At 74.0% G+C, this 22,407-nt stretch carries 7 protein-coding genes and 1 pseudogene; 1 reads left to right on the plus strand and 7 read right to left on the minus strand.

Translation table 11 applies throughout. The annotated features are described in order from the left end of the window. Nucleotides 1-74: 74 nt before the first annotated feature. Nucleotides 75-1,118 (minus strand): LLM class flavin-dependent oxidoreductase, encoded by a 1,044-nt coding sequence (locus tag ACH4XV_RS41675; RefSeq protein ID WP_395798693.1) that lies wholly within the window; start codon nucleotides 1,116-1,118, stop codon nucleotides 75-77. A gap of 355 nt (nucleotides 1,119-1,473) precedes the next feature. Here ACH4XV_RS41675 and ACH4XV_RS41680 point away from each other — a divergent pair, with 355 nt between their 5' ends. Continuing rightward, a complete protein-coding gene (locus tag ACH4XV_RS41680) occupies nucleotides 1,474-1,782 on the plus strand; it encodes a hypothetical protein (protein ID WP_395798695.1) in 309 nt (102 codons plus the stop codon). A 107-nt stretch (nucleotides 1,783-1,889) separates the two neighbouring features. On the opposite strand, the gene ACH4XV_RS41685 is transcribed toward ACH4XV_RS41680, so the two are convergent. From ACH4XV_RS41685 to ACH4XV_RS41710, 6 genes and pseudogenes are all read right to left on the minus strand, one after another. After that, on the minus strand, nucleotides 1,890-3,569 hold the full coding sequence (locus tag ACH4XV_RS41685; protein ID WP_395798697.1) for an amidohydrolase family protein: 1,680 nt from the start codon (nucleotides 3,567-3,569) through the stop codon (nucleotides 1,890-1,892). Between the two features lie 199 nt (nucleotides 3,570-3,768). Beyond that, nucleotides 3,769-4,386 (minus strand): TetR family transcriptional regulator, encoded by a 618-nt coding sequence (locus ACH4XV_RS41690; RefSeq protein WP_395798699.1) that lies wholly within the window; start codon nucleotides 4,384-4,386, stop codon nucleotides 3,769-3,771. A 208-nt stretch (nucleotides 4,387-4,594) separates the two neighbouring features. After that, the gene (locus tag ACH4XV_RS41695; protein ID WP_395798701.1) at nucleotides 4,595-5,773 is read right to left on the minus strand and encodes a cytochrome P450; all 1,179 of its coding nucleotides are present in this window, start codon (nucleotides 5,771-5,773) and stop codon (nucleotides 4,595-4,597) included. Beyond that, nucleotides 5,770-6,306 (minus strand): nuclear transport factor 2 family protein, encoded by a 537-nt coding sequence (locus tag ACH4XV_RS41700; protein ID WP_395798703.1) that lies wholly within the window; start codon nucleotides 6,304-6,306, stop codon nucleotides 5,770-5,772. Before ACH4XV_RS41700 ends, ACH4XV_RS41695 begins: the two co-directional genes overlap by 4 nt. Further along, nucleotides 6,303-11,990: pseudogene (locus ACH4XV_RS41705) on the minus strand (type I polyketide synthase); the annotation flags it as partial. The pseudogene ACH4XV_RS41705 and the gene ACH4XV_RS41700, both read right to left, overlap by 4 nt. Before the next feature lie 111 nt (nucleotides 11,991-12,101). Continuing rightward, entirely contained in the window at nucleotides 12,102-22,373 is a 10,272-nt protein-coding gene (locus tag ACH4XV_RS41710) for a type I polyketide synthase (protein ID WP_395798727.1), read from the minus strand. Between the last annotated feature and the right edge of the window lie 34 nt (nucleotides 22,374-22,407).

A 22,407-nucleotide genomic window follows, 5' to 3' on the forward strand; every position in this document is an offset into this window, starting at 1 on the left:
CGGGGCTCGCGCAGGCGACGGGTGCGGCGTGCGGGGCGTCGGCGGCGGCTCGCGCGGACGCCCACGTCGCTCGCTCAGCGGGCGGTGCGCTCCGCGGCGGGCTCGCCGACCCGGACCGCGTCGGCCAACAGGCGGAAGGAATGCACCCGTTCCGGCAGACCGTGGACCAGTCCGAGCGCCATCAACTCGTCCGCGCCGGTCTCGCGAACCAGTTCGCCGACCCGACGACGGATGGTGTCCGGGCCGCCGATGAGGTGGTTGTCCAGCCGCTCCTCGATGAACCGTCGCTCCTGGGCGGTGTACGAGCGCCGCGCCGCCTGTTCCGGTGTGGGGTGCAGGCCCGGCATGCCCGTGGTGCGGTGCAGCAGGGAGGTCAGCGCCATCGGCCCGGCCAGCCAGCGCGCCCGCTCGTCGCTGTCCGCCGCGATCACCATCGCCGCGAGGATCGCGTACGGCCGGTCCAGCTCCGGCGAGGGGTGGAAGGTGGTCCGGTACACATCCAGCGCCGCCGCCGCGCCGGCCGGGGCGAGGTGGTGCGCGAACGCGAACGGCAGGCCCAGCATGCCGGCCATCCGCGCGCTGTAGCCGCTGGTGCCCAGCAGCCAGGTGGGCATCCGCGCACCCTGCGCGGGCACCGCGAGCACAGCGGCGGAGTCCGGCGAGGCGGCCGGCTCGAAGTAGCTCATCAACTCGACCAGCCGCTGCGGGAAATCGTCCTGCTCCCCCGGCGCGACCACCCGGCGCAGCGCGCGCGCCGTGCCGGGATCGGTGCCCGGCGCCCGGCCGACACCCAGATCGATCCGCCCCGGGTGCAGCGCCTCCAGGGTGCCGAACTGCTCGGCCACCACCAGCGGCGCGTGGTTGGCGAGCATCACCCCGCCCGCGCCCACCCGCATCCGGGTGGTGGCGTCGGCGATCCGGCCGATCAACACCGGCGGCGAACAGCTGGCGATGTTGCGCATCGCGTGGTGTTCGGCCACCCAGAACCGGTAGTAGCCCATCTCCTCGACCCGGCGGGCCAGTTCGATGGTCTCGCGCAGCGCGTCGGTGGCGGTCGAACCCTCGAACACCGGTGAGATGTCCAGCACGGACAAACGAACATCCGGTACGTCGCTCATCGTTGGTTCCCTTCGGCAGGCCCGGCGATCGTGCTCTCGGACCCGCCCCCGGGCACGTCGATCCGCGTGCCGGTGGATCCCTCGACGGCCCGAACATGCGCGGAGGGCAGACCACTTCGGGGGCGGGCGAGTTCACGATACGGGGACTATCCCCGTTTGACAATCCGCACGCTCTCGCAACGAGCGGACCACGGCCGTCGCCGCCGGCACGGCACGGTGCATGCCTTCGGGTCTCCCAGGAAGATGGGATTCCGCCGCGCCGATGGTTGCCGGGAGGATGCCGGTGGGCGTGCCGACGAACTCGGGACGCCGTCGAAGTGGCACTGATCCGACTACCGACAAGGATCGACTCCGCATGGGAATACGCCGATTGGCCATGTCCGCGGCAGCCGTCGCGGCAACCGTACCGCTCCTGCTGGTCGCCACCGGAACACCGGCGAACGCCGCCGCCGGCAACGAGCCGGACCAGGCGCAGACCACGAGCACGTGCCTCTGGTGGTACAACGTCAACGCCACCGTGGGTGGCGTTCCCTTCGCCCTCACCCAGCTGAAGCTCTGTCTGAACTCGGTGCATCCGAACGTGCTCCCGCCCACCGGCCCCATCGTCGTGCCCCACACGCCGATCGACGTCGATCCCCCGCTGCTGCCGGTCTTCCCCGACTGACCGACGCCGCGCCACCGCCCTGCGGGCCCCGGAAGTCTCCGCAGGGCGGTTTCGGCGCGTGCGAAGGTGCGGCGGTGGCGTTGTCTTCGACGGCGAGGGTGCTCGGGTCAGGGGGTGTCGCGGCGTAGGGCCCGGCCGGGGAGGGCGCCGGTGGGGGTGCCGTCGCGCAGTGCCGGGATGCCGTTGACCAGGACGTGGCGCATGCCTCGGGCGTAGCTCTTGGGGTTGGCGTAGGTGGCGGTGTCGGTGACGTCGGCGAGGCGGAAGACCGCGACGTCGGCGTGTGCGCCGGGGGTGAGCAGGCCGCGGTCGCGCAGCCGCAGGTTCGTGGCGGGCAGCGAGGTCATCCGGCGGATGGCCTCCTCCGGGGTGACGATGGCCTCGTCGCGGGCGTAGCGGCCGAGCACGCGGGCGAAGGTGCCGAAGGCTCGGGGGTGGACCGGGTGGTCGGCGAAACGTTCGTCGGCGGCGGGGGCGTCGGAGTCCGAGCCGACCGAGACCCAGTCGTGGGCGAACGCCAGGCGGGTGTTGTCCTCGTCGCCGATGAAGTAGGCGGCGTCGGCGTGCGGAGCGGCCAGGACGATGTCGAGGAGGGTGGCGATCGGGTCGGCGTCGCCTCGGGCCTCGGCGATGTCGGCGATGGTGGAGCCGGCGGGGACGTCGATCTCCGGGTGGTGGGACAGGACCACGACACCGGGGGCGCCGCCGCTCATCCGCCACAGGTTTTCCCAGTCGCCGCCGTCGCGGATGGCGGCGGTGATGGTCGCACGGTCGGCGGGGTTGCCCAGGCGCTCGTGTAGCCGGTCGGCGCCGCCGAGGTGGAACGGCGGGGGGATGGCGGCGGCCAGCAGGGTGCTGCCGGCGGCGTAGGGGTAGATGTCGGCGGTGACCTCGATGCCGGCCGCCCGGACGGACTCGATCCGCTCCAGGACCCGGCGCATCTTGGGTCGGTTGTCCCGGCCGGCGGTCTTGAGGTGGTAGATCTCGGCGCGCGCACCGGAGTCCCGGGCGATGTCGAGGAGTTCGTCCACGGCCTCCAGGAGACGGTCGCCCTCGTTGCGCAGGTGCGAGATGTACAGCGCGTCGTGCCGGGCCAACACCTTGGCGTAGGCGGTGAGTTCGCGGGTGTCGGCGTAGGTGCCCGGCGGGTAGATCAGGGCCGAGCCGACGCCGAGCGCGCCGTCCGCCAACTCCTCGTCGAGCAGGGCGCACGCGCGGGCGAGTTCGTCGTCGTCGAGCGGGCGGCCCTCGATGCCGGCCACGGACATCCGCAGGTTGTCGGCGCCGACGAAACTGGCGACGTTCTGGCCGACGCCGGTGGATTCGAGGTGCCCCAGGAAGTCGCGCAGGCGCGGCCAGGCGGCGCGGGCGCCCTCGGGGAGCGCGCCGATGAGTTCGATCATGGACTCGGTCATCGCCCCGGTCACCGGGCCGAGCGAGACGCCCTCGCCGAAGATCTGGGTGGTCACGCCCTGGTACAGGTCGGACAGGCCGCGGGGGTCCTGCTGGAGGGTGAGGTAGGCGTGGCTCAGCACGTTGACGAAGCCCGGACACACCACGCAGCCCTGCGCGTCGATCTCGTCACGACCCATGATGGCGCCGATGTCGCCGAGCGCGACGATCCGCCCGCCGTCGATCGCGAGGTCGCCGTCGTACGCGGGGGATCCGCTGCCGTCGACGAGGGAGCCGGCCCGGACGACGAGGTCGACGAGCCGGTCGGCGGCCGCGCCGGTGGCCGCGTCGGGCTGCGGGTCGGGACGGGTGTCGGACCGCGGGTCGGGCTGCATGTGGAACCTCTCGGGTATGGGGAACCCGCCGCCTCCCCGGGCCCCGACGTTTCCCGAGTATCGCCCGCGGTCGGGCCGGGAGCCTCGGATCCGTACACGAGTGGCGTGGCGAAGATGTGTCCGCGCGGACGAAGACCGGTCACCACCCGGCGGTGCGAAGGCCACCTCGCGGTTTCCGGGTCGGCGCCCGGGCGGTGTGTCAGTCGGTGTGTGCGGCCGGTGTCGGGAGCAGGGTGCGGAAGGCGTCCGCCCACTCGTTGATCGGGCCCGGGTCGATGCCGTCGATCACCCGACGGCGGGTCATCGCGGCGACGAGAGCGCCGAGCGCGTGGGGGCGCAGGTCCACGGCAGGGTCGACCCCGAGGCGGTCGGCGGCGGTGGTGACGATGCGGTGGGCGACCGTGTCGATCAGGGCCACGCCGTGGTCGTGGACCGAGCGCACGCCCAGGAAGCGGCGGCGCAGCGCGTGCCGGCGGGCGGTGTGTTCGGCGTGGTCTTCCAGGTTGCCCTGGCTGACCGTCATCGCGTGTTCGAGGGCGGGGATCAGGTCGAGGTCGGCGGGGGCCGCGGCGAAGGCGTCCAGGATGAGGTCGCCGAAGTCCCAGCCGAACAGCAGCGATTCCTTCGTCGGGAAGTAGCGGAAGAAGGTGCGGTGGGCCACGTCGGCGCGGCGGCAGATCATGTCGACGGTGGTCTGTTCGAAGCCCTGGTCCTCGAACAGGTCGAACGCGACCGTGGAGATCACCTGCCGGGTGCGGGCCTTCTTGCGCTCGCGCAGGCCCGTGGGTGCCTTCGGCTCCCCCGCCGGTCCGTCCATGTCGCCGCACCCCTGTCGTTCGTGGCCCGGCGCCGCCCGCCGACCCCCGGAGATGGTACGCAACCACGAGGGCGCGGGGGGCCGCGATGGGTGACGCGCAGCCGACATCGACTGTTCGGCGGCGCGTCACACTCGCCGGGCACGAGGGGGCGGGACCGCCGCGAAGCTCGGGCGGCCCGGGTCCGGGCCGCCCTCCCCCCGTGGGCGGTCACGGGCCGTATGTCAGGGGTAGTTCGGCGAGGCCGCGCAGGAAGTCCGAGGCGCGCCAGCGCAGCTTTTCCGCCGGGACCGCCAGTTCGAGGGTCGGGAAGCGGGTGACGATCTCGGTGAGGGCGACCTTGATCTCCTGGCGGGCCAGGCGTTGGCCGAGGCAAAAGTGGGGGCCGTGGCCGAAGCCCAGGTGGGCGGTGGTGGACCGGGTGATGTCGAAGGTGTGCGGGTCCTCGCGGATCTCCGGGTCGCGGTTGGCGGCGGAGAGCAGGAAGCGCACCAGGTCGCCCCGGCGCACGAGCACGCCGCCGATCTCCAGGTCGGTCAGCGCCACCCGGTTCGTGGTGGACAACAACGAGCCGCGAAAGCGCAGCGCCTCCTCGACGGTGCCCTCGACGAGCGTGGGATCGGCCCGGAGTGCGGCCAACTGGTCCTCGTGGGCGATGAGTTCGTACAGTGCGGCGGCGATCAGGTAGGCGGTGGTGACGTGCCCCGCGAAAAGCAGCACGGAGCCGAAACCGATCAGTTCGTTGGCCGACAGCCTTGATCCGTCGTCGAGTTCGGCCTGTACCAGCTCGCTCAGCAGGTCCTCGGTCGGCCCGGCGCGCTTGGCGTCGACGAGGTTGGCGCAGTAGGCGACGAACGCGTCCATCGCCGCCCGCCGTACCGCCGTCGAGGGCGAGTCCATGTTCTCCACCCGGGTGCGGAACACCTCGCGGTCCGCCATCGGCACCCCGAGCAGTTCGCAGATCACCTCCAGCGGGAAGGGGTTGGCGAACGCCTCGACGATGTCCACCGTGCCGCCCTCGGCCGGCAGCCGGTCGAGCAGTGTGCGTGCGATGTCGACGATCCGCGGTTCCAGGTTGCGCACGGCCCGCGACGCGAACGCGGCGCTGACCAGGCGGCGGTAGCGGGCGTGGTCCGGATTGTCCTGCTCGAACAGCACGGTCGGACCGTCGGCGGACTGGGCCGCGTGCGGCGCGTGCGTGTGCAGGTCGTTGGACAGCCTTGGGTCGCCGAGGAGTTGCCGGGTCAGCCCGGCGCCGAGCACGGTCCACGCCTCGATGCCGCCGACCTGTCGGGTGCGGATGATCGGGTATCGCCGGGCCAGTTGCTCCAGTTCCCGTTCGGCGTCGGGGAGGGTGGAGATCTGGACCAGTTCGAGCACGGGAATCATGGCCGACTCTCCTCCGGAACGGATGTGTCGCCGGGGCGCGGCGCCGGCAACTCGGCCAACCACAGGTGCCGGTCGGCGATCCGCCACCGACTCCCCTGTCGGGTCAGCACGTCGGCGTACACCCCGCTGCGGGTGAACTCCTGCCGGCCGTCCTGCGGATGGGCGAACGCCACCGCCATCAGCGACCGCGCCTCGGCGGTGTCGCCGTCGAGGCGGGTGATCACCGTGTTGGTCACGAAGTGCCGCTGGTGGGCGGCCCGGGTGCGCAGGTTGTGCTCGCGCAGCGCGGCCATCGCCGCGACGATCTTGTCCCGGCCGGATACCGAGGGCGGAAATCCCTCGGGGGCCGGGGTGAACGCGTATGTCGCGTCCTCGGTGAACAGGTCGCCGAGCCCGTCGTAGTCGCCCGCGTCGTAGAGCAGGCTGTACGCGGCGACGAGATCCTGGATCGCCGCCCGATGGACCAGGAACTCCGCGTCGAGATGCTCGACGGAGCCGGGTTGCGGGTATCGCGGATAGCGCGGGTCGGTCATGCCGTGCCTTCCCTCGTGTCGTTCGAAACCGTCCTGTCACCGGCCAGCCACGCGCGCACCACCGCACCGGTCTGCTCCGCGTGTTCGCCGATCATCGTGCAGTGGTCGCCCTCCACCTCGGCGGCGGTGTGCTCGTACGGCCAGGTGGAACGCCAGTCCTCGCCGGTCATCGGCTCCTCCGGCGAGCCCGGGACGCAGCGCGAGGGCCGCACCACGAGCGTCGGCGCGGAGCCGGGCTTGGGCTCCCAGCCCCGGAACATCCGGCGGTAGGTGCCGATCGCGGTCAGCCCGATGTAGTCGAGCGCGGTGAACGCCTGCCGGCGCACGATCACCTCGTAGTTCATCGCCTTGCGCATGCGCCGCGACATCGTGGCGGGCAGGTAGGTGTCGAGCAGTACGACCCCGGCGGGCGTACGGCCGGTCGCCTCCAGGCGGGTGGCCACCCCCTGGGCGAGCCAGCCGCTGGAGGAGTAGCCGAGCACGGCGAACGGGTCGTCCCCGGCGCACCGCAGCGTCGCCTCGGCCAGCAGGTCGAGCAGCACGTCCAGCGAGGCGGCCAGCGGCTCGCCGGGCCGAAAGCCCGGTACGGTCACCACGGCCGTGTCGTGCCGGCCCTCGAACGTGCCCGCCAGCCGGCCGAACTGGATGGCGCCCTCGACCGGCGCGAACGGCGGGAAGCAGATCACCCTGGGCCGGGCCGGTCCGCGCGCGAGCCGGGTGAAGCCGGGTGTCTCCGGGAGCCGATTCGGGTCCTCGAAGGTCTGCCGCAGGCCGGCCGCGCCGACCAGGAGCGATTCCGCGTCGTCCATCCGGCCGAGCAGGGCGAGTTTGCGGTAGACCGTGCCGAGCATTTCGTTCGAGTCCTCGGCGCCGCCCGGTTCCGTCGGCACGGGGCGGGTCGCGGGCGCACCCTCGCGCAGGGCGTCGGCCAGGTGTGCGGCCAGGGCCGAGGGCGTCTCGTGGTCGTAGATCAGGGTGCCGGCCAGGTGTACCCCGGTGGCCTCGGCGACGCGGTTGCGCAGTCCGACGGCGGCCAGCGAGTCGAAGCCGAGGTCGCGGAACGGCCGGTCGGCTTCGATCGCCTCGACGCCCGCGTGGCCGAGTTGCGCGGCGACCTCGGCGCGGACCAGGTCGAGCAGTTCGGCCGCGAGCCGGGCGGGCGAGCGGGTCACCACCGGGTCCCACGCCCCGCCGGGCCGGGTCGGCGCGGCGGCTTCGACCGGCGGCTCCGCGTCGATCAGGTCGGCGATCAGCGGCCGGGGACGGGCGGAGGCGTAGCCCGCCGCGAACCGCGGCCGGTCCAGGTCGGCCACGGTCACGCAGGCGAGGTCCTCGACCAGGGCCCGGCCCAGTGCGCTCAGCGCCGCTGCCGGGTCCATCGCCCGTACGCCGACCCGGGCCAGGAGCCGTTCGCCCTCGCCGTCCGCCATCCCGCCGGCCGCCCACGGACCCCACGCGATCGCCGTGGCGGGCAGGCCGCGTTGCCGACGGCGTACGGCGAGCGCGTCCAGGAAGGCGTTGGCCGCCGCGTAGGCGCCCTGGCCGGCGCCGCCCCACACCCCCGCGCCGGAGGAGTAGAGCACGAACGCGTCCAGGGCCTGGTCCGCCCCGAAGAGCGCGTCCAGGGCCAGCGCGCCGGCGACCTTGGCGGTGACGGTGTCCGCGACGGCGTCGGCGCCGGTCGCGGTGGGCGATCCGGGCACGCCCGCCGCGTGCACGACGGTACGGATCCGCGCGCCCGTCGCGGGCAGCGCGGCGCGCAGCCGGTCCGCCGCGTCGGGCGCGGTCAGGTCGCAGGCGATCGGCACCACCTCGGCGCCTGCCGCCTCCAGGTCGGCCCGCAGCGCATCGAATCCGGGTGCGTGCGCGCCGCGTCGGCCGAGCAGGATCACCCGCTCGGTGCCGTGCGCGACAAGCCAGCGGGCGGCGTGCGCGCCCAACACGCCGGTGCCGCCGGTGATCAGCGCCGCTTCGCGGGTACGCACCACCCGGTCCGAGCCCTCGGCCGGCAACGGGGTCAGCCGCCGGGTGAACACGCCCAGCGGGCGGATGGCGACCTGGTCCTCGGCCGAAGTCCCGGCCAGGATCGTGGCCAGCACCCCCAGCGCGCGGGCGTCCGCGGCGGCCGGCAGGTCGACCAGGCCGCCCCAGCACCCGGGTTGCTCCAGGCTCGCCACCAGGCCCCTGCCCCACAGGCCGGCGCCCACGGGATTGGCCAGGTCCTCGCCCAGGACCGACACGGCCGCCCGGGTCACACACCAGAGGGGGGCGGCGACCTCGAACCGGCGCAGGTCCGCGAGCAGTTCGCCCATCGCCACCACGGCGGCCACGAGGTCGGCACAGTCGTCACCCGCGCGCGAACCCGAACCGGAGCCGGAACTCGAACCAGAGCCGGAGCCCGAACCGGAACTCGAACCGGAACCGGCGCCCGAGCCCGAACCGGACCCGGAGCCCGAGTACGAGCCCGAACCGGACCCGGAGCCGGAGCCGATCAACGACACCACCCCGGCGACGGGCTCGCCACCGACGTGTGCCCCGATGCCCTCGCCCCCGACCCGCACCACCTCCGCGCCGCGCTCGGTCAACTCCCGGGCCACCGCGTCCGCCAGATCGCTCGCCGCCGGGTGCACGAGCAGCCAACGCCCGGACAACGCGGCCGTGTCGGGCGACCCACCCGCCCACGGCTCCCACCGCACCGCGTAGCGCCACGAAGCGGCCGTCGCGTCCACCCGCCGCCGGGCTCGCCAGGACGACAGCGCCGGCACCACCTCGCGCAGCGTCGCGTCCTCGGACACCGCCAGGATCGCGGCCAGTTCGTCCGCCCCGGCCCGCTCCACCGCGTCCCACAGGGGCCCGTCCACCGAATCCGGCCCGGCCGGCGTCGCCGCAGCCTTCACCGGCTCCAGCCAGTAGCGCCGCCCCTGGAACGCGTAGGTCGGCAGCTCCACCCGCCGCCCGCCCGGGCCGCCGAGAGCCCCGACCCAGTCCACCGGCAGCCCCCGCACGAACGCCGTGGCCAGCGCGCCGGCCAGCGTCGCCACGGCCGGTCGGCCCCGCCGCTGGGCCGGCACCCCCAGCACCTCGCCCGCACCCGCCGTGCACTCGGCCACCATCGCGGTCAACGCCGCGTCCGGACCCAGTTCCACGAAGGTGGCCACACCCCGCTCACGCAGCGTGCCGACCGCATCCGCGAACCGCACCGCGTCGCGCACATGCCGCACCCAGTACTCCGGATCGCCCACCTCCTCGGCCGTAACGACCCGCCCGGTGGTATCCGACACCAACCCGATCTCCGGCGCCCCGAACGACAACCGCCCCAACACGTCTCGCAGTTCGGCCAACATCGGTTCCATCAGCACCGAATGGAAGGCGTGCGAGACCCGCAGCCGCGAACTGCGCCAACTGCGCGCCGCACACCGCGCCGCCACCTCGTCCACCGCCGCCACCGCGCCCGAAACCACCACACTCGCCGGTCCGTTGACCGCCGCGATCGACACCGGCAGCCCACTCGACAGCGCGGTGACCTGCGCCTCACTCGCCCCCACCGCGAGCATCGCGCCCCCGCCCGGCAACGCGCTCATCAACCGGGCCCGCGCCGCGACGAACGCCACCGCGTCCGCGAGCGAGAACACCCCCGCCACATGCCCCGCGACGATCCCACCCAACGAGTGCCCGACCACGAAGTCCGGGACCGACCCCAGCGAACTCCACAACCGGTACAGCGCCACCTCGAACGCGAACAGCACCGGCTGGGTCGCCCCGGTGTCCTCGGCGTCGACGCCGACCGTGCCCTCCACGCCGAGCAACACATCCCGGACCGAGAACGGCACCACCGCGTCGAACGCCGCACCCACCTCGTCCAGCGCGCGGGCGAACACCGGGAACGCCGCGTACAGTTCCCGCCCGATCCCGGGCAACCGGCCCCCCTGCCCGGTGAACACCACCGCACCCCGCCCGGCGACCCGACCACCCGCACCACCCGCTCGCGGCACATTCCCGGTCACCACGACCGGAGTTCCCCCCTCCGACGGCTCGACCGCACCCGAGGACCCCGCCGCCAACGCGGCCAACCCACGCCCCAATTCGGTGGCGTCCCGGCCCAGCACCACCGCCCGGTGGTCGAGCAACGCCCGTCCCGTCACCAACGACCGACCGACGTCCGCCGGATCCGCGGCCCCCAGCTCCCGCAACCGCGCCGCCTGCGCGCGCAACGCCTCCGGTGAGCGCGCCGACACCACCCACGGGATCAACCCACCTATACCCGGCGCGGGTTCGGCCGCCTCCCACGAAACCTCCTCGACCGCCGGCGCCTCCTCCAGGATCACATGCGCGTTCGTCCCGCTGATCCCGAACGACGACACACCCGCCCGACGCACCCGAACGCCGGGAGGCCACGGCACCTCGTCGGTCAGCAGCTCGACTCGTCCCGAGGCCCAGTCCACGTGCGGCGACGGCCGGTCCACATGCAGGGTGCGCGGCAGCAGCCCGTGCCGCAGGGCCATCACCATCTTGATCACCCCGGCGACCCCGGCCGCGGACTGGGTGTGCCCGATGTTGGACTTCACCGACCCCAGCCAGAGCGGCCGATCCGTGGGCCGGTCCCGCCCGTAGGTGGCCAACAGCGCGTGCGCCTCGATCGGGTCGCCGAGCACCGTCCCGGTCCCGTGCGCCTCCACCGCGTCCACATCGGCGGCCGACAGGCCCGCCGCCGCCAACGCCTGCCGAATCACCCGCTGTTGCGACGGACCGTTCGGCGCGGTCAACCCGTTCGACGCGCCGTCCTGGTTCACCGCCGAGCCGCGCAGCACCGCCAGTACGGGACGCCCATTGCGCCGCGCGTCCGACAACCGCTCCACCAGCAGCAGCCCGACACCCTCGCCCCACCCGGTGCCGTCCGCCGCCGCCGCGAACGACCGGCAGCGGCCGTCCGACGCCAACCCGCCCTGCCGGGAGAACTCCACGAAGGCGGTCGGCCGGGCCATCACCGTGACGCCCCCGGCCAGTGCCAGGTCACACTCCCCCGAGCGCAGCGCGTGCGCCGCCAGGTGCAGCGCCACCAGCGACGACGAGCACGCCGTGTCCAGGGTGACCGCCGGGCCCTCCAGACCGAGCGTGTAGGCGATCCGCCCCGACACCACGGACATCGAGCCGCCGGTGACCCGATGGGCCTGGATCTCGGCGTTGTCCGCCCGCATCCCGCCGCCGTAGCCGAGCGCGCCGGCGCCGACGAACACGCCGGTCCGGCTGCGCCGCATCGACAGCGGATCGATGCCGGCCCGTTCGAAGGTCTCCCACGCGGTCTCCAGGAGTAGCCGCTGCTGCGGGTCCATCGCCAACGCCTCGTGCGGCGAGACGCCGAAGAATTCGGCGTCGAACTCGGCCGCGTCATAGACGAATCCGCCCTGCCGGGTGGTCGACCCGCCGGACCCGGCCGAACCACCCGCGCCGCCCTCGCCGCCCGGCAGGTCCGCGTAGACGTTCGCCGGATCCCAGCCCCGATCGGACGGGAAGCCGGCGATCGCGTCCGTCCCGGTCCGCACCAGCTCCCACAGGTCCTCGGCGGAGCGTACGCCGCCCGGCAGCCGGCACCCGATCGCCACGATCGCCACCGGCTCGCGGGCGGCCGACTCCACCTCGTGCAGCCGCTGCTTCGTGCGGCGCAGATCCGTGGCGGTCTCCCGGAGGAAGTGCCGCAGCCGTTCTTCGTTCGACATGTCCGTACGTCCGTCCTCTACCTGATCGAACCTGGCCGTGTGCCGTCGGGACCCGTGACCGGCGGTCGTCGCCGGCCCCGCTCAGGAGATGCCGAACTCCTTTCCGAGCATGTCGAACATCTCCTCGTCCTCCGCTGCCACGAAGTCGGCTCCCTCAGGCTCGGCCTTCCGGCTCGCGGCCTCGATCTCCCGCCACTTCCCGGCGAGTTCTGCCAATCTGGCACCGACCCTGCCCCGTTCGGCGAAGTCGCCGCCCAGTTCGCCGAGCGCCGCTTCCAGGCGGTCCAGTTCGGCGAAGACCGAGACCGTTCCGGCGGTCTCGCCGAAGAGTTCGCCGTCGATGTGCGCGGCCAGCGCGACGGCTGTCGGATGGTCGAAGACCAGCGTGCTGGGCAGTCGGAGACCGATGGTCTCGGTCAGTCGGTTGCGCAGGCCCACCGCCGCGAGCGAGTCGAACCCAAGGTCGCGGAAAGGCCGTTCGGGTTCGATCGCGGCCGGGTCGGCGTGGCCCAACTGCGCGGCGACCTCGGTACGGACCAGGGCGAGCAGTTCCGCCGCCCGGTCCGCCGCGCCCAGTTCGGCCAGTCGGGCCCGCCACACACTCGGACCGTCCGACTCGGCCGCCCCGCGCGCTTCGGCGGCCGGCGCCGCCGCGACCTCCGCCGCCACCAGGTCCGCGATCAGCGGTCGCTGCCGGGCCGCCGTGTACCCGGCGGCGAACCTCGGCCAGTCCACGTCGGCCACGGTGACGCAGGTCAGGTCCTCGTCAAGGGCCTGCCGCAGTGCCTCCAAGGCCCGGTCCGGGTCCATCGCCGGCACCCCGATCCGGTCGAGGTGCGCGCCGGCCGCGCCGTCGGCCATCCCGCCGCCGGCCCACTGCCCCCACGCGATCGAGACCGTACGCAGCCCGCGCGCCCGGCGCCGCTCGGCGATCGTGTCGAGGCAGGCGTTCGCCGCCGCGTACGCCCCCTGCCCCGCGCCGCCCCACACCCCGGCGGCGGAGGAGAACAGCACCACGGTGTCGGGCTCGTCGGCCCGCAACAACTCGTCCAGCAGCAGCGCGCCGCCCACCTTGGCCGCCGAGGCGTCGGCGAGATCCGCGACGGTGCTGTCCGCCAGCGGGCCGACCACCACCGCGCCGGCCGCGTGTACGAGGGTGTCGATCCGCCGGCCGCCGGCCCGTACCTCCGCCAACAGCGCGGCCACCGCGTCCCGATCGCCCAGGTCACAGGCGAGTACCGCCACCTCGGCTCCGGCCGCGGCCAGTTCCTCGCGCAGTCCGTCCGCGCCCGGCGCGTCGGGCCCGCGCCGCCCGGCCAACACCACCCGCTCGACACCCTCGCGGACCAGCCATCGCGCGACCCGCCCGCCCAGCGCACCGGTACCGCCGGTGACCAACGCCGTACCACCTGGCCGCCACCGGCTCGTCCCGTTCCCCAGCGGCCCGGCCATCCGCGCCAGCCGCCGGACGAACACCCCCAGCGGCCGAATCGCGATCTCGTCCTCGCCCGAGTCGGTGCCGCCCGTACCGGCCGCCAGGATGCCCGCCAGCGTCCGGGCCACCCTGCCGTCCATCACCTCCGGCAGGTCGATCAGCCCACCCCACCGCCCGGGATGCTCCAGCCCGACCACCCGCCCGAGCCCCTGCACGGCCGCACCCGCCAGGCCGGCCGGTTCCTCGCCCAGCACCGACACCGCGCCCCGCGTCAGTACCCACAGCGGTGCCTCGATCCCGGCGTCGCCCAGCGCCTGCACCAGCGTGAGCACCGGCGCGAGCTCGGACACGGGGTCCGCGTCGGCGGCGCAACCCACCGCCGACAACGACACCACCCCGGCCGGCACACCCTCCTCGCCGATCGCCGCGAGCCGCCGCGCCAACGTGGTCCGCTCCCCCTCCCCGGACAGCACCACCACTTCGGCGCCGCGCTCGGCCAAGGCACCCGTGAGCACGTCCGCGACCTCCCCGTCCGGAGCGACGAGCACCAGGCGCCCCATCCCGTCGGCGGAGGCGGCCGGCGCCGCCCACGGCTCCCACCGCACCCCGTACCGCCAGGACCGCACCGTCGCATCGGCCCGCCGCCGCGCCCGCCAGGACGTCAGCGCCGGCAGCACGTCGCTCAGCGGCGCGTCCGCCGCCACGTCCAACTCGGCCGCCAGGTCCTCGGCGCCCGCCGCCTCCAGCGCCTCCCACAACCTGCTGTCCTCGGTGTCGCCCACCACCGGGGCGGGTGTCGTGCGACCGGGCAGCGCCGTGCCCATGTCCGGTTCGAGCCAGAACCGGCGCCCCTGGAAGGGGTACGTCGGCAGTTGTACCCGTCGGACCCCGTCGTGGTACAGCAGTCCGGCCCAGTCGACCGGCAGGCCGCTCACGAACGCCGCCGCCAGTGCCGCGACCAGCCGTTCGGGGCCGCCCTCGCCCCGGCGCAGCGTCTCCAGGACCGTGCCGGACGTGCCGCCGAGGGCGTCGAGGGTGTCGCCGAGCGGCACGACCAGACCGGGGTGCGGGCTGCATTCGACGAACACGGTGTGCCCGTCGGCCGCAGCCGCGCCGACCGCCGTGGCCAACTGCACGGTGCGGCGCAGGTTTTCGAACCAGTACTCGCCGGCCAGGTCCGCCGGATCGGTGACCTTCAGCCCGCTCACGGTCGAGTACATCGGCACCCGCCCGATCCCCGGCTCCACCCCCGCCAGCGACTCGGCCAATACCTCGCGTACGTCGTCCATCCGCGCCGAATGCGAGGCGTAGTCCACCGGGATCCACCGCGCCCGAACCCCGTCGTGCTCGCACTCGGCCGCGATCGGGGTCAGGCCCTCCACCGGCCCGGAAAGCACCACGCTGCCGGGCCCGTTGACCGCCGCCAGGGACAATCCATCGATGCGTGCCACGAGTTCGCGGCCACGCTCGGCGGACACGCCCACCGACAACATCCCGTCACCGTCGGCCGCCAGCCCCCGCAGTGCCCGGCTGCGCAGCACCACGATCCGGACCGCGTCCTCCAGAGACAGGAAGCCCGCCACATGCGCCGCTGCGATCTCCCCCTGGGAGTGTCCGATCACCGCGCTCGGCCGCACCCCGCACGACTCCCACCAGCGGGCCAGGCCGACCATCACGGCGAACAACACGGGCTGGATCACATCCACCCGCTCCAACAGCGCGGCAGACGCGTCCCGGAGCACGTCGAGCAGTGCCCAGTCGGCCAGCAGCGGATCCATCGCCGCCGCGCACTCCGCCACCGACTCGGCGAACACCGGGCAGCAGTTCAGCAGTTCCGCCGCCATGCCGACCCACTGCGAGCCCTGACCGGGAAACACGAATACCGGCCCGACGGCCGCCTCGCCCGACACGCCGGTGCCGCCGGCCAGCACGGCACGTGCTCCCGCGTCCCGCCCGGCGGCCAGCGCGTCCAGGCCCGCCGTCAACTCCGCGCCGTCCCGGCCCCACACCACCGCGCGCCGCTCGAACACGGCCCGCCCCGACGCCAACGACCAGCCCACGTCGGCCGGATCGACCTCGGGCCGGGCCCCGGCCCAGTCCCGCAACCGGGCCGCCTGGGCCCGTACGCCCGCCTCGGTCCGGGCCGAGAGCACCCACGGCAGCACCCCGCCGATCCCGGTGCCGGCCGTGGTCCGGGTGGCGGATTCCGGCTCCTCGTCGGCCTGTTCGAGGATGACGTGCGCGTTGGTCCCGCTGATCCCGAACGAGGACACCGCCACCCGGCGGGCCCGGCCCACCTCGGGCCACGGCCGTCCCTCGGCGAGCAGTTCGACCCGCCCGGTCGACCAGTCCACATGCGGCGAGGGTTCGTCCACGTGCAGCGTCGGCGGCAACATCCCGTGCCGCATCGCCATCACCATCTTGATCACCCCGGCCACGCCGGCCGCAGCCTGGGTGTGGCCGAAGTTCGACTTGATCGAGCCGAGCCACAGCGGCCGTTCCGCCGGCCGGTCCTGACCGTAGGTGGCCAGCAGCGCCTGGGCCTCGATCGGGTCGCCGAGCACCGTCCCGGTACCGTGCGCCTCGACCGCGTCCACATCGGCCGTGGCCAGCCCGGCGTTTGCCAACGCCTGCCGAATCACCCGCTGTTGCGACGGGCCGTTGGGCGCGGTGAGGCCGTTGGAGGCGCCGTCCTGGTTGATCGCCGAACCCCGCAGCACCGCGAGGACCGGATGCCCGTTGCGGCGCGCGTCGGCCAGTCGCTCCACCAGCAACATGCCGATGCCCTCGCCCCACGCCGTGCCGTCGGCCGCAGCGGCGAACGACTTGCACCGTCCATCGGGCGCCAGGCCGCGCTGCCGGGCGAACTCCACGAAGACGCTGGGCGTGGACATCACCGTCGCCCCGCCCGCCAGCGCGAGATCGCATTCCCCGCTGCGCAGTGCGTGTGCCGCCCAGTGCAGCGCGACCAGCGAGGACGAGCAGGCCGAGTCCACCGTCACCGCCGGGCCCTCCAGGCCCAGCGTGTAGGCGACCCGGCCGGAGGCGACGCCGAACGAGTTGCCGTTGCCGATGTACGCCTCCAACTCGTCGCCCACGTCGCCCACGCGACCCGCGGCGTAGTCCGCGTACATCAGCCCCGCGAATACCGCCGTGTTGCTCCCGCGCAGCGAGGCCGGGTCGATGCCCGCGCGTTCGAACGCCTCCCAGGAGGTCTCCAGGAGCAGCCGCTGTTGCGGATCCATGGCCAGCGCCTCGCGCGGGGAGATCCCGAACAGTTCGGCGTCGAAGCGGTCGATGTCGCGCATGAACGAGCCCTCGCGCGTATAGCAGCGCCCGGAGCGGTCCGGGTCCGGGTCGTACAGCGCACCCAGGTCCCAGCCGCGGTCGGTCGGGAACGGCGAGGTCAGGTCCACTCCGCCGGCGACGCAGCGCCACAGCTCCTCGGGGGTGTCGATCCCGCCCGGGTAGCGGCAGCTCATCGCCACGATCGCGATCGGCTCGTCCGAAGTTCTGGCCTTGGCCGCAGTGTTCGCCGCCGCCTGGGTGTACTGCGGTACACGCAGCGTCTCGGCGCGCAGGAAGCGGGCCAGCGCGGCGGCGTTGGGATAGTCGAACAGCACCGTGGCGGGCAGTCGCAGGCCGGTGACCGTGTTGAGCCGGTTGCGCATCTCCAGCGCGGTGAGCGAGTCGAAGCCCAGTTCGGTGAACGCACGATCGGCGGCGACCGCGTCGGCGCCCGCGTGGCCGAGTACCACGGCGGCCTGGGCGCGGGTCAGTTCGGTGAGCAGGCGCAGTTGCTCCGGCTCGGAGCGGCCGGCGAGCCGCTGGGCCAGTCGACGGGTGTCCGCCGCGCCTGGGCGGGCGCCGTCGCGGCGCGAGGAGGGCACCAATCCGCTCAGGATGGCCGGTAGTTCGTCTTCCAGGCGGCGCAGCGCGGTCAGGTCCAAACGGACCGGGGCCAGGATCGGCTCGCCGTGCGCGAGGGCCGCGTCGAACAGCGCCAGGCCCTGTTCGTCGGACAGCGGCAATACACCGCTGCGGTTGATGCGTTGCCGGTCGGTCTCGGCGAACTCCTCACGCATCAAACCGCTTTCCTCGGCCCACAACCCCCAGGCCATGGACACCGCGGGCAGCCCGAGGGCGCGTCGCCGCTGCGCGAAGGCGTCCAGGAAGGCGTTGCCCGCCGCGTAGTTCGCCTGTCCGAGGCTGCCGATCACCCCGGCCACCGAGGAGAACAGCACGAACGCGGTCAGGTCCGCGTCCCGGGTCAACTCGTGCAGGTGCAGCGCCGCGTCGACCTTGGGCCGCAACACCCGGTCCACCCGCTCGGGCGTCAGTGCGCCGATCACCCCGTCGTCGACCACACCCGCGACGTGCACCACCGCGGACAGCGGGTGTGCGGAGGGGATCGCGGCCAACTTCTTGGCCAGGTCGGCCCGGTCCGACACGTCGCAGGCCACCACGTCGACCGTCGCGCCCAGGCCGGTGAGTTCGGCGGCGAACGCCCCGGCGCCGGGCGCGGCGATCCCGCGCCGGCTGACCAGGAGCAGCCGGCGCACCCCGTGCGCGACCACCAGGTGCCGGGCGACCAAGGCGCCAAGTGCTCCGGTGCCGCCGGTGACCAGGGTTGTGCCGTCGGGCGTGAACAGCGGTGCGCTGGGCTCGATCGCGGGTGTCCGGGTGAGCCGGGGCAGGTACGCCACCCCGGCCCGTACCGCGAGTTGCGGTTCGCCCGCGCCGATCGCGGCGAGCAGCGCCTCGGGCGAGGCCGCGTCGTCGTCCAGGTCGGCGAGGACGAGCCGGTCCGGGTGCTCGGACTGGGCCGACCGGACCAGGCCGCCCACGGCGGCGGCGGCCGGATCGTCCACCTCCTCGTCCGCGACGGCGACCGCGCCCCGGGTGACCACGACGAGGCGGGCGCCGGTGAAGCGCTCGTCCCCGAGCCAGGTCTGCACGGTGGCCAACGCCCGGTGTACGGCGGCGTGTACGTCGTCCGGGTCCGGCACGTCGCCGAGCGGTCCGGCCGGGATCGTGGGCCACGCGAGGACGACCACCTCGGGCGCCGGCAGCCCGGCGTCCACCGCGTCGCCGAGCGCGGTCAGATCGGGATGTACGGTGCCGCCGAGCCGGCCCGCGAACGGGTCCCCCGAGCCCGACTCGGCGATGATCGCCGGGGATCCGGGACCCGGCGCGGCCGACGGCCGGGGCAGCGGCGTCCAGCGCAGCGTGTACAGCGGGTCGCGGCGACCCGCCGTGGAGGTGCGCAGTTGTTCGGCCGAGATCGGCCGCACGGCCAGCGACTCGACCTCGGCGACCGGTCGGCCGTCCTCGTCGGCCAGACTCAGCGTCACCGACTCCGGCCCGGTCCGCACCACCCGCGCCCGCACCGCGGCCGCGCCGGGAGTGTGCAGCCGTACCTCACGCCACGAGAACGGCAGCGCCAAACCGCCGCCCTCGGACTCCGCCAGGTCCGCGAACGCGGCCACTCCGAGCAGGTGTTGGGTGGCGTCCATCAGCGCGGGGTGCACGCCGAACCGGTCGGCCTCGTACCCGACCTGCTCGGGGAGTGCGATCTCGCCGAAGATCTCCTCCCCGCGACGCCAGACCGCGCGCACCGCCCGGAAGCACGGCCCGTAGGCGACTCCGTTGTCGGCCAGCCAGGGATAGAAGTCGTCGATCGGCACGGGTATTGCGCCCGTCGGCGGCCAGGGGGTCGGGTCGGCGACGGCGTCGGCGGGCGCCTCGTCCTCGACCGGCGCGACCGTGCCCACCGCGTTGCGGATCCACCCCTCGTCGCCGTCGCCGTCGTCCTGCCGGGAGTGGATGGTGATCGCCCGCCGCCGATCGTCGGGGCCGGCCGCCTCGATCCATACCTGCACCTGGCAACCACCGCGCTCGCCGAACGCCAGCGGGGTCTCCAGGGACAGTTCCTCGACCCGGTCGCAGCCCACCCGGCGTCCGGTGTGCAGGGCCAGTTCCAGGAACGCGGTCCCGGGCAGCAGGACGGTGTCCAGGACGACGTGATCGGCCAGCCACGGATGGGTGTCCAGGGACAACCGCCCGGTGAACAGCGAACCGTGTCCATCGGCCAGACCGACCACCGCGCCGAGCAGCGGGTGATCCACCGTCCCCTGCCCCAGGCCGGTCGGGTCGCCCGCGCCGGTGCCGGCGTCCAGCCAAAAGCGCCGCCGGGTGAAGGCGTACGTGGGCAGCTCGACCCACCGCCCGGGCACCAGCGCCGCCCAGTCCACCGCCGCGCCGCGCACGAACACCCGGGCCAGCGCCTCGACCACACCCGTCACCGGGTCGCGGTCGCGCCGCCGGGTGGCGACCGCAACCACGTCGTCCGCGTCGGCCGTGACGTCGGCGACCATCGGGGTCAGCGCGGCGTCCGGCCCGATCTCGACGAACGTACGCACCCCGTCGGCGCGCAGCGCGTCCAGCACATCGCCGAAGCGCACCGCGCGCCGCACGTGGTCCACCCAATAGCGCGGATCGCACAACTGCTCCGCCGACCCGATCCGGCCGGTCACGTTCGACCCGATCGCCATCCGTGCCGGACGCAGCGTCAATCCGGCTACCACCTGGGCCAGTTCGTCCAGCATCGGTTCCATCAGCGCCGAATGGAACGCGTGCGACACCCGCAGCCGGGAGATGCGCAGTCCGCGCTCGGCACACACCCGGGCCACTTCCGCCACGGCCGCCGCCTCGCCGGAAAGCACCACGCCGGTCGGCCCGTTCACCGCCGCGATGCCCACTCCCGGGTGGTCGGCGAGCAACCGGGCCGCCGCGCTCTCCGACGTGCCCACCGCGACCATCGCGCCCCCGGGCGGCAGCGCGCTCATCAGCGCGGCGCGGGCCGCGACGAACGTGGTGGCGTCGGCGAGCGAGAAAACCCCGGCCACATACGCCGCGACCACCTCGCCGAGCGAATGCCCGGCCACCGCGTCCGGCTCCGCCGCCCATGAGGTCCACAACCGGTACAGCGCCACCTCGTAGGCGAACAGGGCCGGTTGCGCCACACCGGTGTCCTCGACGCCGTCACCGTCCTCACCGCTGTCCTCGCCCTCTGCCAGCAGCACGTCGCGCACCGAGAACGGCAACACCGCGTCGAACGCGGCACACACCTCGTCCAGCGCCGCCGCGAACACCGCGAACCCAGCGTGCAGTTCGCGCGCCATTGCGCGCGTACGCACCCCCTGCCCGGTGAACAGCACGGCGGTACGGCCCGATCCGCGTCGGGCCTCGCCCACGATCGCCTCGGGCTCGCCGTCCACCACGGCGGACAACCCCTCGGCCAGCTCCGCCGCGTCCCGGCCGAGCACCACGGCCCGGTGGCCGGACAGTGCCCGGCCCGAGACCAACGACCGGCCCACGTCGTCCGGATCGGCCTCCGGATGCTCGATCGCCCACTCCCGCAACCGCTCCACCTGGGCCCGCAGGGCGTCACCGGTGCGCGCCGACACCACCCACGGCGTCACCCCGCCGAGGAGCCGGACCGGATCGGCGGCATCGACCGGGCCCTCGGGCGGCGGCGCCTCCTCCACGATCACGTGCGCGTTGGTCCCGCTCACCCCGAACGAGGACACCCCCGCGCGGCGCACCCGTTCGCCCGCCGGCCACGCCAACGGCTCGGTCAGCAGCGCCACCCGCCCGGCGGACCAGTCCACGTGCGGCGTCGGCTCGTCCACGTGCAACGTGCGCGGCAGTACACCGCGCCGCAGCGCCTGCACCATCTTGATCACGCCCGCCACCCCGGCCGCCGCCTGGGCGTGTCCGATGTTCGACTTGATCGAGCCCAGCCGCAACGGCCGCTCGGCCGGCCGGTCCTGCCCATAGGTGGCCAGCAGCGCCTGGGCCTCGATCGGGTCGCCGAGTCGGGTGCCGGTGCCGTGCGCCTCCACCGCGTCCACGTCGCTCGCGGCCAGTCGGGCGTTGGCCAGCGCCTGGCGGATCACCCGCTCCTGGGCCAGGTCGTTCGGCGCGGTCAGTCCGTTCGAGGCGCCGTCCTGGTTGACCGCCGAGCCGCGCACCACCGCGAGCACCCGGTGTCCGTTGCGGCGCGCGTCGGACAGCCGCTCCATCAGCAGCAAGCCCACACCCTCGCTCCAGCCGGTGCCGTCGGCGCCGGCCGCGAAGGACTTGCAACGACCGTCGCCGGCCAGGCCCTGCTGCCGGGAGAACTCGTCGAACGCACCGGGGGTGGCCAGGACGGTGGCGCCGCCGACCAGGGCGAGGTCGCACTCGCCCGCCCGCAGCGCCTGGCCGGCCAGGTGTACCGCGACCAGCGAGGACGAGCATGCGGTGTCCACGGTGACCGCCGCGCCCTCCAGCCCGAAGTGGTAGGCGAGGCGGCCGGACGCCACGCTGACCAGGCTGCCGGTCAGCAGATGACCCTCGACCTCCTTGGGCACTCGGGCCAGGCGCGACAGGTAGTCACTGGCGATCACCCCGACGAACACGCCGGTGCGGCTGCCGCGCAGCGTGGTCGGATCGATTCCGGCGTGCTCGAAGACCGTCCAGGACGCCTCCAGGAGCACCCGCTGCTGTGGATCCATGGCCAGCGCCTCGCGCGGCGAGATGCCGAAGAAGTCGGCGTCGAAGTCGGCAGCATCGGTCAGGAAGCCGCCCCGGTACGACGTCCCGTTCGCGGCCTCGTCCACCTCCCAGCCCCGGCCCGGGGGCAGTCCGGTGATCGCGTCGGTGCCCGCGTCGACCAGGTCCCACAGGTCGTCCGGCGAGGCCACCCCGCCCGGGTAGCGGCAGTGCATGCCGACGATGGCGAGCGGTTCGTGCCACTTGTCCTCGGACTCGCGCAACCGCAGCCGGGTTTCCTGGAGTTCGGTGGTGGCCCGGCGCAGATAGTCGCGGAGCTTGTCCTCGTTCGCCATCGGTGCTTCTCCTTGCCTGTTCAGGAGGACGGGAGAGTCCCAGCCCCGCGATCGGTCG

Source organism: Embleya sp. NPDC020630 (assembly GCF_044334985.1).
Taxonomy (GTDB): Bacteria; Actinomycetota; Actinomycetes; order Streptomycetales; family Streptomycetaceae; genus Embleya.

Coding starts and splice junctions, on each gene's coding strand:
- ACH4XV_RS41695 (WP_395798701.1), bottom strand. CDS start 5,773: ATGATTCCCGTGCTCGAACTGGTCCAGATCTCCACCCTCCCCGACGCC.
- ACH4XV_RS41680 (WP_395798695.1), top strand. CDS start 1,474: ATGGGAATACGCCGATTGGCCATGTCCGCGGCAGCCGTCGCGGCAACC.
- ACH4XV_RS41690 (WP_395798699.1), bottom strand. CDS start 4,386: ATGGACGGACCGGCGGGGGAGCCGAAGGCACCCACGGGCCTGCGCGAG.
- ACH4XV_RS41675 (WP_395798693.1), bottom strand. CDS start 1,118: ATGAGCGACGTACCGGATGTTCGTTTGTCCGTGCTGGACATCTCACCG.
- ACH4XV_RS41685 (WP_395798697.1), bottom strand. CDS start 3,569: ATGCAGCCCGACCCGCGGTCCGACACCCGTCCCGACCCGCAGCCCGAC.
- ACH4XV_RS41700 (WP_395798703.1), bottom strand. CDS start 6,306: ATGACCGACCCGCGCTATCCGCGATACCCGCAACCCGGCTCCGTCGAG.